13 protein-coding genes are annotated in these 19,486 nt (G+C 58.7%); 1 reads left to right on the forward strand and 12 read right to left on the reverse strand.

Going from position 1 to position 19,486, the window contains the following annotated elements; genetic code table 11:
- Nucleotides 1-68: 68 nt before the first annotated feature.
- The 4 genes from ACYZTS_RS20435 to ACYZTS_RS20450 all read right to left on the reverse strand — a co-directional run bounded on the left by ACYZTS_RS20435 (nucleotide 69) and on the right by ACYZTS_RS20450 (nucleotide 7,059).
- Nucleotides 69-1,988, reverse strand: coding sequence for a hybrid sensor histidine kinase/response regulator (locus tag ACYZTS_RS20435; RefSeq protein WP_461991644.1), 1,920 nt, complete (start codon nucleotides 1,986-1,988; stop codon nucleotides 69-71).
- Between the two features lie 85 nt (nucleotides 1,989-2,073).
- Entirely contained in the window at nucleotides 2,074-2,991 is a 918-nt protein-coding gene (locus ACYZTS_RS20440) for a zeta toxin family protein (RefSeq protein WP_461991646.1), read from the reverse strand.
- 124 nt (nucleotides 2,992-3,115) lie between these two features.
- Complete coding sequence (locus ACYZTS_RS20445; RefSeq protein WP_461991648.1) at nucleotides 3,116-5,395, reverse strand: ATP-dependent DNA helicase; 2,280 nt, start codon at nucleotides 5,393-5,395, stop codon at nucleotides 3,116-3,118.
- Nucleotides 5,392-7,059: a VRR-NUC domain-containing protein gene (locus tag ACYZTS_RS20450; protein WP_461996495.1), complete on the reverse strand. Its 1,668-nt coding sequence runs from the start codon at nucleotides 7,057-7,059 to the stop codon at nucleotides 5,392-5,394. The genes ACYZTS_RS20445 and ACYZTS_RS20450 overlap by 4 nt, the downstream gene beginning before the upstream one ends.
- A gap of 198 nt (nucleotides 7,060-7,257) precedes the next feature.
- Here ACYZTS_RS20450 and ACYZTS_RS20455 point away from each other — a divergent pair, with 198 nt between their 5' ends.
- On the forward strand, nucleotides 7,258-7,482 hold the full coding sequence (locus ACYZTS_RS20455) for a YgdI/YgdR family lipoprotein (RefSeq protein WP_461991650.1): 225 nt from the start codon (nucleotides 7,258-7,260) through the stop codon (nucleotides 7,480-7,482).
- Between the two features lie 117 nt (nucleotides 7,483-7,599).
- Here ACYZTS_RS20455 and ACYZTS_RS20460 read toward each other — a convergent pair whose 3' ends face one another.
- From ACYZTS_RS20460 to ACYZTS_RS20495, 8 genes are all read right to left on the reverse strand, one after another.
- A complete protein-coding gene (locus ACYZTS_RS20460) occupies nucleotides 7,600-10,647 on the reverse strand; it encodes an autotransporter domain-containing protein (RefSeq protein ID WP_461991652.1) in 3,048 nt (1,015 codons plus the stop codon).
- Nucleotides 10,648-10,890: 243 nt separating this feature from the next.
- Complete coding sequence (locus ACYZTS_RS20465) at nucleotides 10,891-12,252, reverse strand: TolC family outer membrane protein (protein WP_461991653.1); 1,362 nt, start codon at nucleotides 12,250-12,252, stop codon at nucleotides 10,891-10,893.
- A gap of 2 nt (nucleotides 12,253-12,254) precedes the next feature.
- Nucleotides 12,255-13,589, reverse strand: coding sequence for an HlyD family type I secretion periplasmic adaptor subunit (locus ACYZTS_RS20470; RefSeq protein ID WP_461991655.1), 1,335 nt, complete (start codon nucleotides 13,587-13,589; stop codon nucleotides 12,255-12,257).
- Nucleotides 13,586-15,352 carry a type I secretion system permease/ATPase gene (locus tag ACYZTS_RS20475; RefSeq protein ID WP_461991657.1) on the reverse strand — a complete coding sequence of 589 codons (1,767 nt, stop codon included), beginning with the start codon at nucleotides 15,350-15,352 and terminating at the stop codon, nucleotides 13,586-13,588. Before ACYZTS_RS20475 ends, ACYZTS_RS20470 begins: the two co-directional genes overlap by 4 nt.
- Nucleotides 15,353-15,440: 88 nt before the next feature.
- Nucleotides 15,441-15,863: an AprI/Inh family metalloprotease inhibitor gene (locus tag ACYZTS_RS20480; protein WP_461991659.1), complete on the reverse strand. Its 423-nt coding sequence runs from the start codon at nucleotides 15,861-15,863 to the stop codon at nucleotides 15,441-15,443.
- A 65-nt stretch (nucleotides 15,864-15,928) separates the two neighbouring features.
- Nucleotides 15,929-17,386: a serralysin family metalloprotease gene (locus ACYZTS_RS20485; RefSeq protein ID WP_461991661.1), complete on the reverse strand. Its 1,458-nt coding sequence runs from the start codon at nucleotides 17,384-17,386 to the stop codon at nucleotides 15,929-15,931.
- A gap of 413 nt (nucleotides 17,387-17,799) precedes the next feature.
- The gene (locus tag ACYZTS_RS20490) at nucleotides 17,800-18,258 is read right to left on the reverse strand and encodes an REP-associated tyrosine transposase (RefSeq protein WP_461991663.1); all 459 of its coding nucleotides are present in this window, start codon (nucleotides 18,256-18,258) and stop codon (nucleotides 17,800-17,802) included.
- A gap of 87 nt (nucleotides 18,259-18,345) precedes the next feature.
- Nucleotides 18,346-19,431, reverse strand: coding sequence for a polyamine ABC transporter substrate-binding protein (locus ACYZTS_RS20495; protein WP_461991664.1), 1,086 nt, complete (start codon nucleotides 19,429-19,431; stop codon nucleotides 18,346-18,348).
- Nucleotides 19,432-19,486 lie beyond the last annotated feature (55 nt).

Genomic DNA, 19,486 nt, shown 5'->3' on the forward strand with positions numbered 1-19,486 from the left:
TAATATTGTGAGCGGCACGACGGCGAAAGATTCAGTGCCGTTGTCCCGGAGCGCCCGATGGTGTCTCGTCACTTCATTGTCGTGGCAATGATCTCCACAAGGTTGAGCTGAGTGAACGGCTTCGACAATCGCGGCAGTTTCGTTGCGAAGCCCTCCAGACGCTCGGCGTAGCCCGTTGCGAGAATGATCGGCAGGTCCGGCCTGAGATTTCTGATCTCTTGTGCCAGCTGTGCACCGTCCATCTGCGGCATGGCCATGTCAGTGATCACCAGATCGACGGCCTGATCGCTGTCAAACACTTTCAGAGCCTGTGCGGCGGATACTGCACTGATCACCCGATGCCCGAGGTCTTCAAGCAACAAACTGGTGCTGGTCAGGACCAGACTGTCGTCGTCCACCACCAGGACACATAAACGAGGCACCGGCGGCGCATCCTCTTCCGGTGCCGACGTCGCTAGCGCACCGCGGGTTGATACCGGCAGCCACAATTCGGCGATCGTGCCTTCGTCCGTCTGACTCTTCAGAATGAAGCGGCCACCCAGTTGTTCGGTGAAGCCATGCACCATCGACAACCCCAGCCCCGTGCCTTTACCTACGCCCTTGGTGGTAAAAAACGGGTCCATGGCCATGGCCAGCGTGGATTCGTCCATGCCCTCCCCGGTATCAGTCACACTCAGGCAGACGTAGCGTCCGGTCGTCTGAGGCAACTGTGGCTGCCCCTCGGCCTCCTCGGTTTTTGCACTGATGATGATCTTGCCGCCATGGGGCATGGCGTCGCGAGCATTGGTCGCCAGATTCAGCACCGCCAGTTCAAGCTGATTTACGTCCGCGATCACCGGCTCAAGCGTGGGTGAGAACTGCGTTTCCAGAACAACCGAAGGACCTAGGGAACTGCGCAACAGACCACTGATACCCAGAATCAGCTGGGGTATTTCGACCACTTCAGTCTTGAGCTCCTGACGTCGGGCAAAGGCCAGCATCCGCTGAGTCAGAGAAACACCGCGCTGGGCACCTTGTGTGGCATTGTCCAGCAGGCGGGTAATGCGCGGGTCGTCGCCCACACGTTTGCGCACGATTTCCAGATTGCCCAGTATCACCGTCAGCAGATTGTTAAAGTCGTGGGCGATGCCCCCGCTGAGCTGTCCGATCGCCTGCATCTTCTGCGCCTGGAACAGCGCTTCACGGGTTTTCTCCAGCGTTTGCTGAGCAATCGTCGCTTCAGTAATGTCCCGGGTGATCTTGGCAAAACCAAGCAAGGTGCCGGTTTCACCCCAAATCGGGTCGACGACGACGTGAGCCATGAACCGGGTGCCATCCTTGCGCACTCGCCAACCCTTGTTTTCAAAACGACCTTCGCGCACTGCACTGTCGAGGGTGCGCTGCGGCTCCCCCGCTGCACGGTCTTCGGGGGTGTAGAACAGCGAAAAATGCTTGCCAATGACCTCTTCGGGCCGGTAGCCCTTGATCCGCTGAGCCCCTGGGTTCCAATTGGTCAGCCGACCGTCCGGTGCGAGCATGTAGATGGCGTAGTCGGTGACGCTCTGCACCAGCAGCCGGAACTGCTGCTCGCTCTGCTTAAGGGTCTCTTCGGCCATCTTGCGATCGGTGAGGTCCCGGGTGATCTTGGCGAAACCCAGCAGTTCACCGGTCGCCGCAAAGATCGGATCGATCACGACGTGGCACCAGAAGTGCGTGCCATCTTTGCGCACGCGCCAGCCTTCGCCTTCAAAACGCCCCTCATGGATTGCCGTGTCAAGCGCGCGTTGCGGGAGCCCGACACGGCGATCTTCATCGGTATAGAAACGCGAAAAGTGTTGCCCGAGAATCTCGGCTTCCTCATACCCCTTGAACCGCTTGGCGCCTGCGTTCCAGCTGGTGATGATGCCTTCCGGATCCAGCATGTAGATTGCATAGTCAATCACAGCATCGATCAGCAGGCGTAAACGCCCGTCCTCGATGGTGCTGGCTTTGCTTCGATCCTCGCTCATTGAGCTCTCACTTCAGAATGCTTTGGTGGAGTATGAAACAAACCGAAAATTTGAAAAGGGCGAAAAGCATCTATGCCAGAAAGAGTTACCGATTCACGTGCTTGACGATGTAGGCGTACAGGTCGTTGTACACATGAACGGGAACAAGTTTGCTATCCGCAATGGTTTTGGACAGCGTCAGGTGACAGGCTTTGATGACATCGCCGCGATCGTCTACGCCATAGGCCGGGTTTTCGACAATGCCAGCGTAAATACTGTAAGCGAAATGCACTTTCGTCGTCGTGGTCGTGATGTCTCCATTGGCCGCTTTGCAATAGGTGCTCTGGGCCTGCAATTTGCGCTCGTACAAGGCACCGAATCCGCGCTGGTACAGAAAAATCTTCGAGTTATTAACTGCCTTGGCCGCCGTCTCGAAAGCCCGGATGACAGGTTGTGCATTGCTCAGGCTGAGAGTTAGCTGGGGAGTGGTGAGGAACCGCTCCAACTCCTGTTTTTTCAGACTTGCCAGGCCCCTGTCGATACTCGACACATGCGCAAACTCCTGGGTGCAACCGACAATGTGTATCTCGAATTGATAGCCTTGCGCTGTCGCCATTGGTGGCCATGTCGCAAAGTCGAAGCTGTCGAATGCACACTCCATGATGATGTTGTACTTCTCGGCGAAAGCCTGCTCAAAAATCTTTTGCGAGACCTCACGGACGAAGGCCTCGGTATGCTCATACGCGTGCAAAACGCCGAGTTTGATCATGTCGGCGTACTGTGGATGCTCCTCCCGATATTTCGGCAGGTACAAGCGAACGTAATTGACGTAGGGATGCGTTTTCTCTGGCTGCAGTAGGGATTTTTCCAGCAGATACGTCTTGCCTGATCCCTGCACGCCCGCGACGACCAGTACTTTCGGGATCGCCTCCTTGGTGATTCCTTTGAATAGCGCTGGGCTGATCTTGTCGAAGGCCTCTATGACCTGGTCCGGGCTATACGAATATTTCGGTGCTGCTGACATGGCTTGATGTCCTTATCAAGGTTGGGAAAAGAATGTCCTGCCCCTTTAATAAAGGTCACCTTCGCGCGTTCTACAAACAGGTGTGTTTTTCAGCATATGTCCATGTCTTTTAAGGGAAAAAATCCTACTCCACACAAGGAGTATTCGCTGCCCCGACAGACCACCAGCGCGGCAGCAATTGCTTGACCTTGCTGTCGTCAAACCGGTCGTCAATCAACATCACCACCCCTTCGTCCTGCTGGGTCCGAATCACTCTTCCCGCGGCTTGAACCACTTTCTGAACGCCCGGATACAGATAGGTATAGTCGTAGCCCGCGCCGAAAATGGCGGACATTCTGTGCTTCATCTGTTCGTTGACCGGGTTGAACTGGGCCAACCCCAGCGTGGCTATAAACGCACCGATCAGCCGCGCCCCGGGCAGGTCGATGCCCTCGCCGAAAGCGCCGCCCAGTACGGCGAAGCCTACCCCCTGACTCTGTGCGGTGAATTGATCGAGGAAGTCCTGACGTTGTCCTTCCGCCATACCACGCGATTGCGACCACAATTTGATGTGAGGATGTTTTTCTGCGAGTAACTGCGCCACCTGCTGCAGATAATCGAAGCTGCTGAAAAACGCCAGGTAGTTACCCGGTCGCTGGCCGAACTGCCGGGCGATCAAGTCCACGATCGGCGCCAGCGACGCCTGACGATGGACGAAACGCGTGGAAATCTGGCTGACGATGGACACGGCCAACTGGTCAGCGTGGAACGGCGACTCGACATCGATCCAGACCGTACTGGCCGGAGCTCCGAGGAGATCTGCGTAGTAGTGGCGTGGACTCAGGGTCGCCGAAAACAGCACGGTGCTGCGTGCAGCGGTCAAGCGCGGGCGAATGAATCCGGCGGGCACGACATTGCGCAAGCACAGCTGAGACAGGTTGCGCGGGCGGTCGAGGTCGCGCTTGCTGATGTCGAACAGGAACTGCTCGTCATAAAGCTCGGCCACACGACAGAATTGCAGCATGTCGAAATAAAAGCTCTGCAAAGCACTGTCCAGGCCCTGCGGATGATCGTTAAGGTAATCGCCGATGCTGGCGCTGCAGGTGAACAGCGCCTGAAGGAGCTTTTCCGGGGGCTTGTCGTAGGCCTGATAAGCGCCAGGCTGCTGGTTATGCAGGGCGCTCCATTCACGGTTGACCCGCTGCAGGGATTTCTTCAGGACCTCAGGGGCACTTTTTCTCACGCCGTTAAGCGCCGCTTGGTCGAGGCTGGCGCTGTACATCTGCCGGCCACGCTCGACCAGGTTGTGCGCTTCATCCACCAGCACCGCGACTTTCCAGTTGTTGGCCTGGGCCAGCCCGAACAGCAAGGCGCTGAAGTCGAAGTAATAGTTGTAGTCAGCGATCACCACGTCGGCCCAGCGTGCCATTTCCTGGCTCAGATAATAAGGGCAGACGTCGTGCCTCATGGCCACTTCGCGCAAGGCGTTCTGGTTCAGCAGTGTCAGCTCACTGGCGGCCTGACGAGCTGCTGGCAGGCGATCATAGAAACCCTGGGCCAGCGGGCAGGACTCGCCGTGACAGGCCTTGTCCGGATGCTCGCAGGCTTTGTCCCGGGCGATCATCTCCAGCACACGCAGCGGTGGCGCATCGGCGCTGTCGATAATGACTTGGGCGGCGTCGAGTGCCAGCTTGCGTCCCGAAGTTTTTGCCGTGAGGAAGAACACCTTGTCCAGCTGTTGCGGTGCCAGTGCCTTAAGCATCGGGAACAGCGTGCCGACGGTCTTGCCGATACCGGTGGGCGCCTGGGCCATCAGGCAACGACCGGTGCTGATGGCCTTGAACACCGATTCTGCCAGGTGCCGCTGCCCCGGACGAAACTGCGCATGGGGAAACGCCAGTTGTTGTGCCGCCGCATTACGCGCTTCGCGATGCGCCATTTCCTGCTCGGCCCATTTGAGGAAAAGGCGGCAGTGCTGTTCGAAAAACCCCTGAAGGTCTGCGGCGCTGAACGCCTCCACCAGACAGGTTTCCTTTTCGCTGACGATGTCGAAATACACCAGCGCCACGTTGATCTGCTGCAGATCGAGTTTCTGGCACATCAGCCAGCCATAGACCTTCGCTTGCGCCCAGTGCAGGTGGCGATGGTTGGCCGGTTGTTTGCTGAGGTCACCGCGATAGGTCTTGACCTCTTCCAGGCAGTTTTGCGCAGAATCGTAGCCGTCTGCCCTGCCCCTGACCTTCAAGGTTTGAAACAGGCCTTCCAGTGCTACTTCGCTCTGATAGCCCTCGCTGCGGCGCGACGCCACTGTGCGATGGCCAACGATGCCCTCCAGCGCAGTCGGCGAAGGTGTGAAACGCAAGTCGAGGTCGCCGACCTTGGCGGTGAACTCACATAATGCCCGCACGGCAATGCTGTAACTCACGCGCTCTGTTCCGCCCATTGCACGTAACACACGGCGATCGGCATCTGATGCTCATGGCAGAAGTCGAGCCAGCGCAGCTGGTTATCCTGCAGGCGATCACCGGGGCCTTTGACTTCGATCATGCGGTACGTCTTGTCCTGCGGCCAGAACTGGATCAGGTCCGGCATGCCGGTCCGATTGGCCTTGATGTCCAGCAGCAGCCGGTTGAACCAGTGCCTGAGGTGGTCTGCCGGCAAGCAGGCGAGCGCCTGATTCAGCAAGTCCTCGTTCAACGCGCCCCAGAATACGAACGGCGATTGCACGCCCCATTTCGCGGCATAGCGTTGGCGAATCGTCTGCAGATAACGGCCATCGTCGAGCTCGTCCAGACATGTCTGAAACAAATCAGCCCGGCGCGCGTGAAAGTCTTCGTGATGAAGGTCCACCGGGCCACGTTGAAACGGGTGGAAGAACGCACCCGGCAGCGGCGCGAAGATCGCTGGCCAGCACAACAGGCCAAACAGTGAATTGATCAGGCTGTTCTCGACGTAATGCACCGGCGCCAAGTCCTCCGCCAGATGCGCCTTGACGTGAAATTCCACCGACAGCAGCGGATCGGTCCTGGCCAGTTGCAGATCCAGTCGCAGCATGTCACGGCGAGAAGCACGCTTGATCGGCGGTCCGCCGAGTTTGCGGCGCAATCTGGGCAACATGCGCAACAATTGCTGCTGCTCGGCAGCGCTTTCCGGCGCTTGCTCGGCAGCTGCGGCGATCTCCAGGGCCAGTGCGTATTCACCGCAGCGTTCCAGCACCAGGATCAGCCGCCGGCGCGATCCGGGCCAGGCACAGTTGCGATAGATCATCAGGGCGGTTGGGAAATCTGCGCTGCGCTCGCAATATTGCGCGATCTGGAAGAGGAATTTGTTGCGGCGTTTTTGCAGCCAGGGATTGCTCAAGGCCAGACCGTTGACCTCCTCGACGATGTCCTGCACAGCTTCACCATCCTCGAAACGCTGCTGACACGCATGAAGAAACAGGCAGGCATCCACGTCGTCGCGGCTGCGCAACCCCCGGGAGTCGGCGCTGAACTCGACTTTTTCATAGGTAAAGATGCCGAGGTCAGCAAGGACGAACTCTGACCAATCCTGGTAGAGATTGCCGAAAAACATCAGACGCAACCGGTCACACACATCCATGATGGTCAGGCTTAGCAGGCGATCAGCCAATGCCGGGCACCACTGGGTGAAGGCGTTTGTCCCGGGGAAGTGTTCGGTCAGCACTGGCAGCCAGTCGTTTTTTTTGCCTTTGGGCTGTTCGATGGCGTGGCCGAAGCATTGCAGTATTTCCGCCTTGAGCAACACCTCGAATAAAGCGTCGAGTGATAATGGCGAGTGCTCGTCAATCCAGCCCAGCGCCAGTAACGGCCCGGCGGCCGAAGCGATGTCGCCAATTTCCATGTAATGCAGTTTGCTCGCACGGAAATGCAAACCCTTGCGCATGACCAGCCGCACCAGCAGGGCTTGGGATGCTTGAGGCAACCGGGCGAATTGCTGGATAAAGGATTGCTCCTGCTCGCTCAGCACATCGGCGTAGCGATGTTCAAGCCAATCAAGCACTTGCATGAAGTTGTTCAAGTAATACAGCGGATTGTCGAGCGGATTAGCGATCACGAAAAACAGGGCCATGGCGAGCGAGTACTGGTTATGCGTACAGATACCAGCTACGCCCGGTCCGGCGCAAACGGAAATGGATAAGCGGCGGCGCATTATTGGTTTTTTTGCGCGGACATCGAACTTTCCAGTGATCCACTGCACCTAACCGCGTCAGGTACAATGCCGATTGTTGCACGAAGCAATCGCGTGGTTTTTAAGGATGAGGTGGTTATGAATATCAGAAATCTGGGTTTGCCTTTGGTCGCAGTAGCCGTACTGGCTCTCGCCGGCTGCTCGACGCAAACGGTGGTGACGCTGCAGAACGGTACTCAATACCTGACCAAGGACATGCCGAAAACCGAGACTGAGGATGGCTTTTATGAGTTCGAAGACATCTCCGGGTCGAAGGTAAAAGTGCGCGCTGCTGAGGTGGCTACGGTTCGCGAGGAAGACTGAGCCTGGCGTAACCCCGTAGTAGCGAAGCTTGCTCGCGAAAGCGGTGTGTCACTCAACATCATGGTTGACTGACCCGACGCCTTCGCGAGCAAGCTTCGCTTCTACATTGATTTCCGATCAGAACTGCCAATCCAGTGTCAGACCCATCCCGTGGTCTTTCTCGCGAGAGCCAATCAGGCCGTTGTAATCCAGACTCAGGCGCGTATCGCGACCCAGCGCCAGACCCGCGCGAGCGCCGACCACCGCGGCATTGCGGTCCAGAGACACACCCTGCACGCTGAACGCGCTGTTGCCGTTGGCGAACGCCAGGTGATCCTCAGAACCTGTATCACTCAAATTGTGCTGCCAGCCCAGCGTCGCTGCCAGTTCAAGCTTCTGCGTGTCCGACAACGCGATTGCCTTGCTCGCCCGTACACCGAGGGTCGACAGCACGGCGTCGCGGTTGTCTTCGCCGCCCTTCAACGCGGCGACATCACCCTTCTCGGTGAAGCTGTCGCGGTTCAGGTGCACGTACGCCAGGTTGGCAAACGGTTCAAGCGCCAAAGGTTGCAGGTCGAGCCGATACGCCGCTTCCGTGAAGAGTTGTGCGGTGGTCGCGTCGCGCTTGGATTTCTGTTTGCCACTGACCTCGGCCATGTGCAGATCACGTTTTACATCGATGCGATGCCAGCTGTAAGCACCGCCGACGCTCAGTCGCAGCGCATCGATTTCATGACCCAGGTAGGCGCCCAAGTGGTAGCTATCGACCGAAGCGGACGAATGCGTGCCATCGCCCATGCTCAACGAGCTGTCGCTGTACCCGGTGACAAAACCCAGGCGGGTGTCTTCAGTGATCAAACCGTCGACACCGGCCAGCAGCCCGCCGATGGAACTGCTGGAACTGGCCTGGTCATGGCCGCCATCACTCTTGCCCCACGCGCCGAGCACTTTGACCCAGGCATTGCTGCGGTCATCAGTCGGCGCAGCAGCGTCGAACAGATCACGCTCACGTAAGCGCTCGCCGACTGCTTCGCGCAGGTAGCGACTGTCGTTGATCAGCAGCGTGCCGAGCGCCGGATGGATTTCGCCGGACAGTTGCTGGAACGCTTGTTGCGCGACGTTCGCAGTCGGCGACAGCAGCACACTTTCATACAGCGAATTCCCCGCGCCCAGCCCTTCAACCGCCGCTGCGACCGAATGCTGATTGGGCGTCTGGCCGACGTCGGCGAAGGCTGTGGCGTTGCGTTCTACCGCCAGTTCGATAGCAGTCGCGGCGTAATCCAGCGTGCCGCCAATGAACAGGTAATTCGGCACGATCGCGCCAAATCGACCTTGAATACCGCCCGCCGCTTGCAGGATGTTGTAGCGATTGCCCAGCAGTGTGCTTGTTTCGGTGGTGCTGAGCACGGTCGGGCTGTTTTCCAGAGACAGGCTCACGGTCGCGCCATCGATCACGGCGATGCCGCCCGCGACGATTTGATCACTGCGGGCAGGCGACAACTCCACCGCGTAGGTTGAGCCTCGCTCGAAGGTCACGTCACCGGCCACTTGCAGGGTGCCGATGGAATTGCCGGGGGCCACGCTGCCGCCGCTTTTCGCAGTCAATGCGCCGATGCGCCCGTTGCCACCGAGTACGCCGCTGTCGTTAACGGTGACGGCCGAGAGCAGCGAACCATTGATCGCCAGTCGGCCCTGATTGACCAGGGTCGGGCCGGTGTAGGTATTGGCGCCGTTCAGGACCAGCGTGCCGATGCCTTGCTTGGTCAGGCCGCCATGGCCGGAGATATCGTTGCGCCATACATCCAGGCCGCAGTGCACATCCGTGCACACCCGCTGGGTGGGTTTGCCCGCGTCGATGATCGCGCCGATGCCTGGCAGATCAGCGACAAACTGGCTGGCACCGTAACCGCCTTCGATGCGGAACGCCTCGGGAATGTCTTGCTCAGTCACGAACATCCCTGGACCGTCGATGCCTTTGCGCAGGTTGATCATGCCCCAGCCATACAGTGCGTCGATGCCCGGCGCCCCCATGTCGGTGGCCGTGGTACGCAAGACGCTGGCGACCTGGGCGCCGGTCATGTAGGGGAAGCGTTCCATTAACACCGCCACCGCGCCGGCCACATGGGGAGCGGCCATGGAGGTGCCGTTTTTGTTGCGGTAGCCGACAGTCAGGTTATCGGCGCCGGTGCCATCGACGATCGCGCTGAAGATCGCCGTGCCCGGCGCAGACACGCAGAAGCTCGCGGTGTAACCGCAGCGCGAGGAGAACGTGCTGATGGTGTAAAGGTCGGCGCTGCTGAGGTTCGGGTTTTTCTGCAGGGCCGCCACGGTGACCCAGTTGGGCGCGATTTGCGGCACGAAATAACCGAGGCCGGCGATGGCGTCCGGGTTGTTGAGGTTGTAATCGTTGCCGGCGGCAAAGATTGTCACGATGCCAGCGCGGGCTGCGGCGATTGCGCCGTCATAAGCGCCGCCCTGCCGTGTGCCGAGGATCGGATTGATCTGGTCGAATTGCAGTTGCGCGTCCTGCACGGTGAAATGCGGATACGCCGGGTTGCGCCCGCCCAGATCGAATCGGTCGGTGATGCCGATGCCCCAGCTGTTGTTGATGATGCGCGCGCCGCTGGCAATCAAGGCATCCCATCCCGCCTTGTACACGGCGCCGTCGTTGCCGAGGATGATGCCGTCTTCAGGCCCTGGGTCGCCATTGTCGGCGCTGATGATTTGCGCGCCATAGGCCACGCCGTGCATGGGATTGCCGTCACGGCTGCCGGCAGCGATGCCGCCAACGTGTGTGCCGTGGTCACCGAGCTTGCCGTTCGAACCCACCGAGAGTGAGCCGTCATAGCGGAACGCGTCCCCGGCTTTGACCGGGATATACGGGTCGGTGTACTCACGAATGCCGCTGGTGACCAGGGTGATCACTTTCTGGCTGCCGGTAAATTCCGGGTGCGCTGCATAAACCGGTTGATCGAAAATGCCGAGTTTTACACCCTTGCCGCTGTATCCCTCCGCGTAGGCGTGCTGAGCGTTGATCGCGCCGAGCCCCCAATCGGCATTGAACTCGGCACTGCGCCAGCTCTCGGGATTGCCGGAAGCGCCGGTTTCAACATAGGGCGCGGCATGCACGCTGCTGGCGGTTGCCAGTGCGCAGAGCAAGGCGAGGTTGTTGTATTTGTTATTCATCTAGCGACTGTCCTTAGTGGTATTGAGAAAAATTCCCTGTGCTTTGAAAAGCACGCTTTTTATGAACATCTGGGGTGACTGCTTCGCAGCCTTCGGCAGCTGCTACAAATTGTGCGTATACCTCAACCCCTGTACCTGCTGGCGCAGCCTGCGTCCGGCAGCTGCTATAAGTTGTGCGCGCACCTCAGCCCCTGTAGCAGCTGGCGCAGCCTGCGTCCGGCAGCGCCGACAGGCTTGTGTCTTTCAGGTTTCAGGTCCGCGCCCGAAGGCTTCGTCCACCTTTGCCAGGTCCTGCGCACTCAAGGTGCCGGCGTAGTAATGCAGCTTCGTCCAGGCCATCAGGTAGTCGTAGCGTGCCTGGGCCAGATCGCGGCGGGTGGTAAATAGTTGTTGTTGTGCATTCAAGGCATCGAGATTGACGCGCTCGCCGCCGAGGATGCTTTGCCGGGTCGAGATCACCAGCGCTTCGGCAGAACTCAGGGCTTTCTGATAAGCGCGCAACTTGCTCACCCCCGACAAACAAGCGCTGAACTGTCGGCGCAACTCGATCAGGGTTTGCCGGGTCTTGCCGTCCAGTTCGTATTCGGCCTGCTCCATCACGCGGCTGGCCTGGCGAGTCGAGGCCGATACGCCACCCCCGGCATACAGCGGCACACTGATCTCGACGCCGATGGTGTTGGTCTCGTAGCGCTGGTTATAGGTGTTGCCGCTTTCCGACTCGTTCTGGCGCACCGTGGCGTAGGCGCTGATTTTCGGCAGATGCCCGGCACGGTTGCGCTCGACTTCATAGCGCGCGACTTCCAGCGCCTGACGCTGAGAAGCGAGGTCGGAATTGTTGGCCACGGCCAGTTCATGCCAGGCGTCATAACCCGCTGGTTGCAGGGTGAACGTTTGAAAGTCCGGATTCATCGGCCAGAGATCGACGATGTCGAACGCCGCCACGCCCGTCAGCGCACCGAGTTCGCGCAGCGAGGCATCCTGTTCATCGCGCGCTTCGATCTCTTCAGCGCTGGCCAGTTCGTAACGCGACTCAGCTTCGAGGATGTCGGTGCGGGTGCCCTCGCCCTGACGGAACATCTCCCGGTTCTGTTGAAACTGTTGCTCGAACGCTTTTTTCTTCGCCAGGGCGATGTCGATCTGGTCCTGAGCGAACAGCGCCCGGGTGTAATGCTCCAGCACCCGCACCAGCAGCTCCTGACTTTTTCCGCGAAAGGTTTCATCGGCGAACAGCGACTGCGCCACGCCTTTGCGATACGTGGCGTAGGCCTCGTAATCGAGCAACGGTTGCTGCAGCGTCAGCGATGATCCGTAGCTGTCGTAGTTGCGCTCATCGTTCTGCCGGCGGCCACGGTCGTTGAGGTAGGACACATCGGAATTGTTCCGGCCCTTGTTGTAGCTGTAACCGAGCTTGGGCAACAACCCGGCGCGGCCAATGGCACGGTTTTCCAGGCCCGCATCGCGCTCCTTGATAGCGCCGAGAAACACCGGATCGTTGCGCAATGCCTGCTCATAAACTTCAAACGGCCCCATCGCCAGTGCAACGTTGCAGCTCGCCAACGCAAGGGCTGCCGTCACCATCAAAAGCTTGTTCATACAACGCAACATCCTTATTGCTCGGTCAATGCAGAATTCGCCCGGTCCAGCAGCGGTTTGAACAGGTAGTTGATGAGTGAGCGCTCGCCCGTGCGCACGAACATTTCCGCCGGCATGCCGGGTCGGATCACCAGGCCATTGAGTTTCCCCATGGCCTGATCGCTGACGCTGCTGCGCAACACGTAATACGGTGCGCCGGTTTTCTCGTCGAGCATCTGGTCGGCGGAAATCAGGCTGACTTCACCGGGAACCCGGGGCGTGCGGCTCTGGTTGAAAGCAGTGAAGAGAATGTCCACCGGCAAATGGGTGCCGACCTTGTCGATCAGGTTGATCGGCAGATGCCCCTCCACTTCCAGGCGGGTGCCCTGCGGAACAATTTCCAGCAACGTCTCACCCTGGCGCACGACGGCGCCTTCGGTATGCACGCTCAGATTCACCGCAATGCCGTCGGCAGTGGCCATGATCTGACTGTGCCGCAGGTCGACACCGGCAGAATTCAGCTGTTCTTCCAGAGTGACGGTTTTCAGCTGGGCGTCGGCCAGTTGGCTGCGCACTTCCTTTTGATATTCATCGACGTGCTGCTGCAGCTTCAGCCGCGATTCAACGATGCCCTGCTCCACTCGACCGCTCTCACCGCTGTTTTCGGCCAATTGCTGCTGCACTTGCGACAGCTGCCGCTGGTGTTCCATCAGGCGGTTACGCGGAACGTAGCCGTTATCGGCGAGCGGCTGCAGATTGCTCAACTGCTGCTGCAACGAACTGGCTTGCGCCGTCAGGTCGCTGCGCGCACGACGCATACCCGCGAGTTGTGCGCCGGCACCTTCGATGTTGGCGCGCAACGCCGCCTGTTCCCGCGAAAACGCTTCGCGGCGGCTGCTGAATAACTGCCGCTGACCTTCCAGCACCAACGCCAGACGCGGATCGGCAGCATCGCTCAACTCGCTGGGGAAGTTCACGTGCGGCAGGTTGTCCCGCTCGCTTTGCCAGCGCGCCAGGCTGGCCCAGGCCATGCGGTATTGCGCTTGCAGCGACTGCACATCGGCGGCAACCTGCGTCTGGTCGAGCTGGAACAGCGGCTCGCCCAGCTTCACCACCTGCCCCTCGCGCACCAGAATGTGACTGATCGCACCGCTGCTCATCGACTGCACAGCTTTGCGCTTGCCGGAAACCACCACGGTGCCCTGCACCGCAATGCCCTGATCGAGCGGCGCCAGGCTGGCCCAAGTAAAAAAACTGCCAGCGCCGACAATCGCCAGAACCCAGCCCATGCGCGCGAAAAACCCCGCATCGCGTTCAGGTCGTTCGCTGATGTATTGGTGTTCCATGCTGGCTTCCTCAACGCTGCTCATACACCCGAACTCCGTGTCATGGGTTGATACTGGCGGCTCATGCTCAGCCCGGCCGGTGTCGGCGCAGCTTTCACCTGGTGATTGCCGGACAGTGCCTTGAGCACCTCATGGCTCGCGCCGAAGGCTTGCAAACGTCCTTCGTTGAGCACCAGCAGTTTGTCGGCCTGGGCCTGCGCCGAGGAACGGTGAGTGACCAGAATGACGCTGGTGCCCTGAGCTTTCATCTGTGCAATAGCCGAGGTCAGCGCCGCTTCACCCACGGCGTCGAGGTTGGAATTGGGCTCGTCGAGCACCACCAGACGCGGCTTGCCGTACAAGGCTCGCGCCAGGGCGATGCGTTGTTTCTGACCACCGGAGACGCCGCTGCCAGCCTCGCCGAGCAGCGTGTCGTAGCCTTGCGGCAGGCGCAGAATCAACTCGTGTACGCCTGCCTGCTGCGCAGCCGCGACCACCATTTGCGCATCGGCCTCGCGGAACCTGGCGATGTTTTGCGCGATGCTGCCGCTGAACAATTCGATGTCCTGCGGCAAATAGCCGATGTAGGGGCCGAGATCGTCGCGATTCCAGCGATGGATGTCCGCGCCGTCCAGCCGAACGGTGCCGCCGAGAATCGGCCAGACGCCGACCAGCACCCGGGCCAGAGTTGATTTGCCCGAGCCGGAGGCGCCCAACACCCCCAGCACTTCGCCGGCAGCGAGCTGAAAATCGAGCAGATGAAGTGTCGCGTTGCGTTGCCCGGGCGGCCCGGCGCTGACCTGCTCGAAGCTGATCTGGCCGTTCGGCGCAGGCAGGGCCATCGCCTCGTCGTTGGGCGGGAACGCTTGCAGTAAATCGTCCAGGCGACGGTAGGCGAGTTTGGCGCCGCTCCACTGTTTCCACACGGCGATCAACTGGTCGATGGGGCTGAGTACTCGACCCATCAGGATGGACCCGGCAATCATCATCCCCGCCGTCATGTCGCCCTTGATCACCAGCAACGCGCCCAGGCCCAGCACCAGCGACTGCAGGCACAGGCGCAGGGTTTTGCTCACAGAACTGATGATTGCACCGGTGTCGCTGGCCTGATTTTGCAGGCCGAGGAAACGCGAGTGCATCTCGAACCAGCGGGACCGCAAGGCACCGAGCATGCCCATGGCCTGAATGGTTTCGGCGTTGTGCAAATGGCTGGAGGCCAACTGGCTGGACTTCTGCGAAAAAACCGCGGCTTCGCCCAAAGGCTTTTTAGTCATGGTTTCGTTGAGGCACGCCAAACCGATCAGCAGCAATGCGCCAGTGGTTGCGAACACGCCCAGCCACACATTGAACAGGTAGATCACCAGCAGATACACCGGGAACCACGGAGCATCGAAGAAGGCGAACAACGCCGGGCCAGTGACGAACTGGCGGATGTGGGTCAGGTCCCCCAGTGACTGCCCGGCATTGCCCTCGCCCTTGAGCAGATTGCGTTCAAATGCCGCCTCATAAACCCGCAAATTGAAGCGGCGTTCAAGTTGGCTGCCGATTCGAATGACAATAAAACTGCGGACGATTTCCAGCAAACCAATAAAGACGAAGAAGCCCACGACCATGAGTGACAACATGGCCAGCGTGGTTTCATTCTGTGAAGACAAAACGCGGTCATAGACCTGAAGCATGTATATCGAGGGGACTAACATCAGGATATTGATCAGCGCAGTGAAGCAGCCGACGCTGATCAAAATGCTCTTGTAGTCACCCAGCGCCGCAATTAAGGGCGTGGTGACCGAACTGTTTGCCATCTTCATGGGGCTCTTCCCTGAGGGATTATTCCTCGCCTGCCTGGCAAGGTAGTGCTTACACTTTCATAACAAATTAATTAAGTGCCGCTCATACTCATTGCACTTCACGTTTAATGATCACAACAAGTCCGGACCGCAACCGAGTTTGATAATGCCCATCGCGCTGCCGACTCAGGAATAGCACTTTCGAACCTTCGGCCATGGTGATGGCGATGCCGTCGGGTTCCGGAAACCAGCCCACGACTTTTTCGCCTGCCCAAGCGCTGAGACATTCGGCGCCCTCGCCCAGGGTCTTTTCCGCCAGCAGTTTGAGGGTGCAGGCATTTGAAGGTTTGTCCTGTTGTGCCTGCGACTCGGCCGATTCGTTGTCGCCGGTCAAAGTCGCTTGCCATAGCCCGGCAAGTTCCGAAGGGTCTGCCAGTTTCAGGCTGGTTGCCATGGTGATATCTCCGTAAAACATGATGAACGTCGCCAATAGCCACGCGGTGTTTCGATGGGTGAAAACCGGTTGGATCATAAGTTTGTCACTCCTCGCGGATGCAGAAAGCAGCGCGTCTGCGCCGCCCTCCTTTGCGCTTCACATCACGCGGCAATGTCCGAGACTGCCGCCTGGCCTACGGTGCTGACGAGGAAATCAGCCACGCCATGGCCAGAGAAGTCCACCGCCAACTGGCTGTTGCCGCCAGACGAGCTCAACACCGCATCGCCGGCCGCGCCGCTGAACGCATTCACGAAGTGCAGGCCCGCGCCTTTGGTGATAGCGGTCAAGTCGATCTTGTCCAGGCCACTGACGAAATCAAGGATCTGGTCGATTGCACCTGGCTTGGAATCGCTGCTCGCGGCGAACACAAAAGTGTCCGAACCTGCGCCGCCCCACAGCTTGTCCGCGCCGCCGGCACCCCAAAGGATGTCATTGCCGGCACCTCCCTTGAGTTCGTTGGCCGCACCGTTGCCAATCAGCAAGTCACTGCCGGAACCGCCCAAGGCGTTTTCGACCGATACACCTTTGGCAATCGACACGTTGCCTTTCATGCCGCCAACGTCGGAGAATGAGGCTTCATTAAGGTTGATTTTCTGGTTCTGGGTGAAACCGGAAAAGTCCAGAGTGTCCTTGCCGCCCGCATCCCAAACCGAGAACACCACTTTGTCGGACGAGGAAGAGGCGCTCAGAAAATCGCGCCCGGCGTTGGAGTTGAAGCCGTAAGTGGTGTCGCCGGTGCGGGTGGTGGTATTGGCGCCGTAGAGCTTCTGGATGGCGGCAATGTCATCCATCAACGGGCCCGCGGCGTAGGCTTCGACGCCGCCCTTGGTGAAATCCTGGGCGGTATTGCTTTCACTCCAGTAGCTCATGACGCTGTAGCCGCGAGTGTCCTGCCCGTAGGTAGCGTCGTTGTAGGTCGGATTGCCGTTGCCCGCGTTGTAGTCGCCGGGATGGGCGAGGCCCAGGGAGTGGCCGATTTCGTGGGTCAGGGTCTGACGGCCGTAGTTGTTCAGCTCCGGGTTCTGGTTGGCCGTGTAGCTTCTGTTGGTCAGGTACCAGGAAGTACCGTCATAACCGGCACCCGTTCCTGGCAGGTAGGCAAAGGCCGCTGCACCATCCTGGCCACCGCTGTAGTTGCCGAAGGTCATGTGCGAATCGCCGCCCGTGGCCTTTTCAGTGAAGGTCACTTTGGAGACGTCTGCCCAGGATTGCATCGCGAGTGCGGCCTGGGCTTTTTGTTGGGCGCTGAACTGGCTGAAGCCGCTGATCCCGTGTTTGTTCATGACGCTGGACGAAGCGGAAGTCAGGAACGTGCAGGTCAGTTCGATTTTGCCGCTGCCATCCTTATCCTGATAGGCAGCGCCGTCGCGCAGCAACTGCGTGGCGGCCTGATCGACCGAGTACGAGGGTTTGCCATTGACGGTCAGATTGCCACCACGGTCATATTGATGGGCGAATGTATTGATCTGGTTGTATGCAGTACTCGCAGCTGCCAACCCACCGAATGGCTGGAAGGCCTGCTCGGCATTATCAATAGCGGTGTTTTTTAGTTTCGACATAAACACACTTCCTTGTTTAGCTATGGTTCAGTTTTATGGAATAGAACGATCTCCGGCGAGATCGTCCAATCACTCGCGCAATGAAGGCGAAAGAAAACTGACACAATTCGAAATCAACCGTCTACTGATTTTTTTTGGATGCAAACACGATTGCCACGGCAAGTTTCCCCAATTGATCGCCCTATTAGAGCTCTATAGTGAGCAATAACAGGGATTTTTAATAAGCGACCATTCAAACTTGAATTTAGAAATCAAATAACGGCAAAACCGGTTTGTGTCTATCACGTCTCATTTCTCGGGTCGGAGAAATATCACAACGTACAACTGACCTGTAGCAGCTGCCGAAGGCTGCGTCCGGACATGCCGGAGCCGAACGCAGGTTGCGTCCGGCGCAGATCCCAGTCGTCAAATTTTCATAACCAGCACGCGTCCCAGAGTGGGTAGTCATGGACGCGGGTGACCAGGCCGGCACGTATGGGGTTGGCTACAACGTATCGGGCAAGGTGTTTCACATCATCCTCTCGCCGAACCGCTCGATCGTGGTAGCCCTTTTGCCACAGTCGCCCTCGCCGGCCCAAGGCCTGATTAACGGCAACACTGCTTCGCGATTTGATACGACGCGTAAGATCGGACAGCGTTTTTTGGCGCAGCTCCACCAAACAATGCATATGATCCGGCATCACAACCCACGCCGAAAATTCCGCCCAACCCTCCTCCTGTGCTGCACGAAATTCCCGAACAACCAACCTCCCCAACCGCCAATCACAAAAAAACGGCTGTCGTTGATCAACGACAGCCGTAAGCAGATAAACCCTCCCAACCCCTGAAAACCGACCGACCCTCAGACGTCCTGCACTCGTAAATATCCGCATTCCATTGCCTCCAACCCGTTCCTGAGAGGCAAGAATCTACCGCGATACCAAACGCCCGACAGGCACCCAATCCTTACAAAATATGCCTCAACCCCCCGTGCGAATCTTGTTCCACAACCGCGTGCGAATCCGGTCGATGTTCAGCGGCATGGCCTCCAGCGCAAACAACTTGTTCATCATTTCCGGGCTTGGGTACACCTTGGTGTCGTTCTTGATCGCCGGATCGATCAGGTTGTCCGCCTGCTCGTTGCCATTGGCGTAATGCACGTGGTTGGTGATGCTGGCGGTCACCTCCGGGCGTAGCAGGTAGTTCATGAAGGCGTAGCCGGCCTTCTCGTCCGGCGCGTCAACCGGCATGGCGACCATGTCGAACCAGATAGGCGCACCTTCTTTGGGAATCGCGTAGCCGATTTCCACGCCGTTCCTGGCTTCCTTGGCGCGGCTATCCGCTTGCAGAATGTCGCCGGAGAAACCGACCGCTACGCAGATGTCACCATTGGCCAGGTCGCTGGTGTATTTGGACGAGTGGAAATAGCTGACGTAGGGGCGGACCTTCATCAGCAACGCTTCGGCTTTTTTGTAGTCTTCCGGGTTTTTACTGTGGTGCGGCAACCCCAGATAGTTCAGGGCGGCGGGCAACATCTCCGGGCCGTTATCGAGAATCGCAACGCCGCACTTCTGCAGTTTTTCCATGTACTCGGGTTTGAAGATCAAATCCCAGGAATCCACCGGCGCATTGTCACCCAACACCTCTTTGACCTTGGCAACGTTGTAGCCGATGCCGGTGCTGCCCCAAAGGTACGGAAAACCGTGCTCGTTACCCGGATCGTTGGTCTGCAACGCCGTGAGCAACACCGGGTTAAGGTTTTTCCAGTTCGGCAGCTGGCTCTTGTCGAGTTTCTTCAGCGCCCCGCCTTGAATCTGTCGGGCCATGAAGTGATTGGACGGGAACACCACGTCATAACCGGATTTGCCGGTCATCAACTTGCCATCCAGGGTTTCGTTGCTGTCGTAGACGTCGTAGCTGAAGCGTATACCGGTTTCTTTCTGGAAATTCTTCGTGGTGTCCGGCGCGATGTATTCCGACCAGTTGTAGATTTTGACCGTTTCGGCCGCGTGACCGAGGGTCGCGACCAGTGCCAGTGGGGCCAGTGTCAGTGTCTTGCGATTCATGAGTCGATTCCTGTAGTTACTTTTGTCTTTTTTAGGGCTGGCAGGCAATCAAAGG

The sequence above is a fragment of the Pseudomonas sp. TMB3-21 genome (assembly GCF_054898145.1).

What these genes read in the sequence shown, in the direction of transcription:
- ACYZTS_RS20475 (WP_461991657.1), bottom strand. Translation starts at nt 15,352, where the DNA reads ATGAAGATGGCAAACAGTTCGGTCACCACGCCCTTAATTGCGGCGCTG.
- ACYZTS_RS20495 (WP_461991664.1), bottom strand. Translation starts at nt 19,431, where the DNA reads ATGAATCGCAAGACACTGACACTGGCCCCACTGGCACTGGTCGCGACC.
- ACYZTS_RS20455 (WP_461991650.1), top strand. Translation starts at nt 7,258, where the DNA reads ATGAATATCAGAAATCTGGGTTTGCCTTTGGTCGCAGTAGCCGTACTG.
- ACYZTS_RS20490 (WP_461991663.1), bottom strand. Translation starts at nt 18,258, where the DNA reads ATGCGGATATTTACGAGTGCAGGACGTCTGAGGGTCGGTCGGTTTTCA.
- ACYZTS_RS20470 (WP_461991655.1), bottom strand. Translation starts at nt 13,589, where the DNA reads ATGAGCAGCGTTGAGGAAGCCAGCATGGAACACCAATACATCAGCGAA.
- ACYZTS_RS20440 (WP_461991646.1), bottom strand. Translation starts at nt 2,991, where the DNA reads ATGTCAGCAGCACCGAAATATTCGTATAGCCCGGACCAGGTCATAGAG.
- ACYZTS_RS20480 (WP_461991659.1), bottom strand. Translation starts at nt 15,863, where the DNA reads ATGATCCAACCGGTTTTCACCCATCGAAACACCGCGTGGCTATTGGCG.
- ACYZTS_RS20485 (WP_461991661.1), bottom strand. Translation starts at nt 17,386, where the DNA reads ATGTCGAAACTAAAAAACACCGCTATTGATAATGCCGAGCAGGCCTTC.
- ACYZTS_RS20460 (WP_461991652.1), bottom strand. Translation starts at nt 10,647, where the DNA reads ATGAATAACAAATACAACAACCTCGCCTTGCTCTGCGCACTGGCAACC.
- ACYZTS_RS20450 (WP_461996495.1), bottom strand. Translation starts at nt 7,059, where the DNA reads ATGGCCCTGTTTTTCGTGATCGCTAATCCGCTCGACAATCCGCTGTAT.
- ACYZTS_RS20435 (WP_461991644.1), bottom strand. Translation starts at nt 1,988, where the DNA reads ATGAGCGAGGATCGAAGCAAAGCCAGCACCATCGAGGACGGGCGTTTA.
- ACYZTS_RS20465 (WP_461991653.1), bottom strand. Translation starts at nt 12,252, where the DNA reads ATGTTGCGTTGTATGAACAAGCTTTTGATGGTGACGGCAGCCCTTGCG.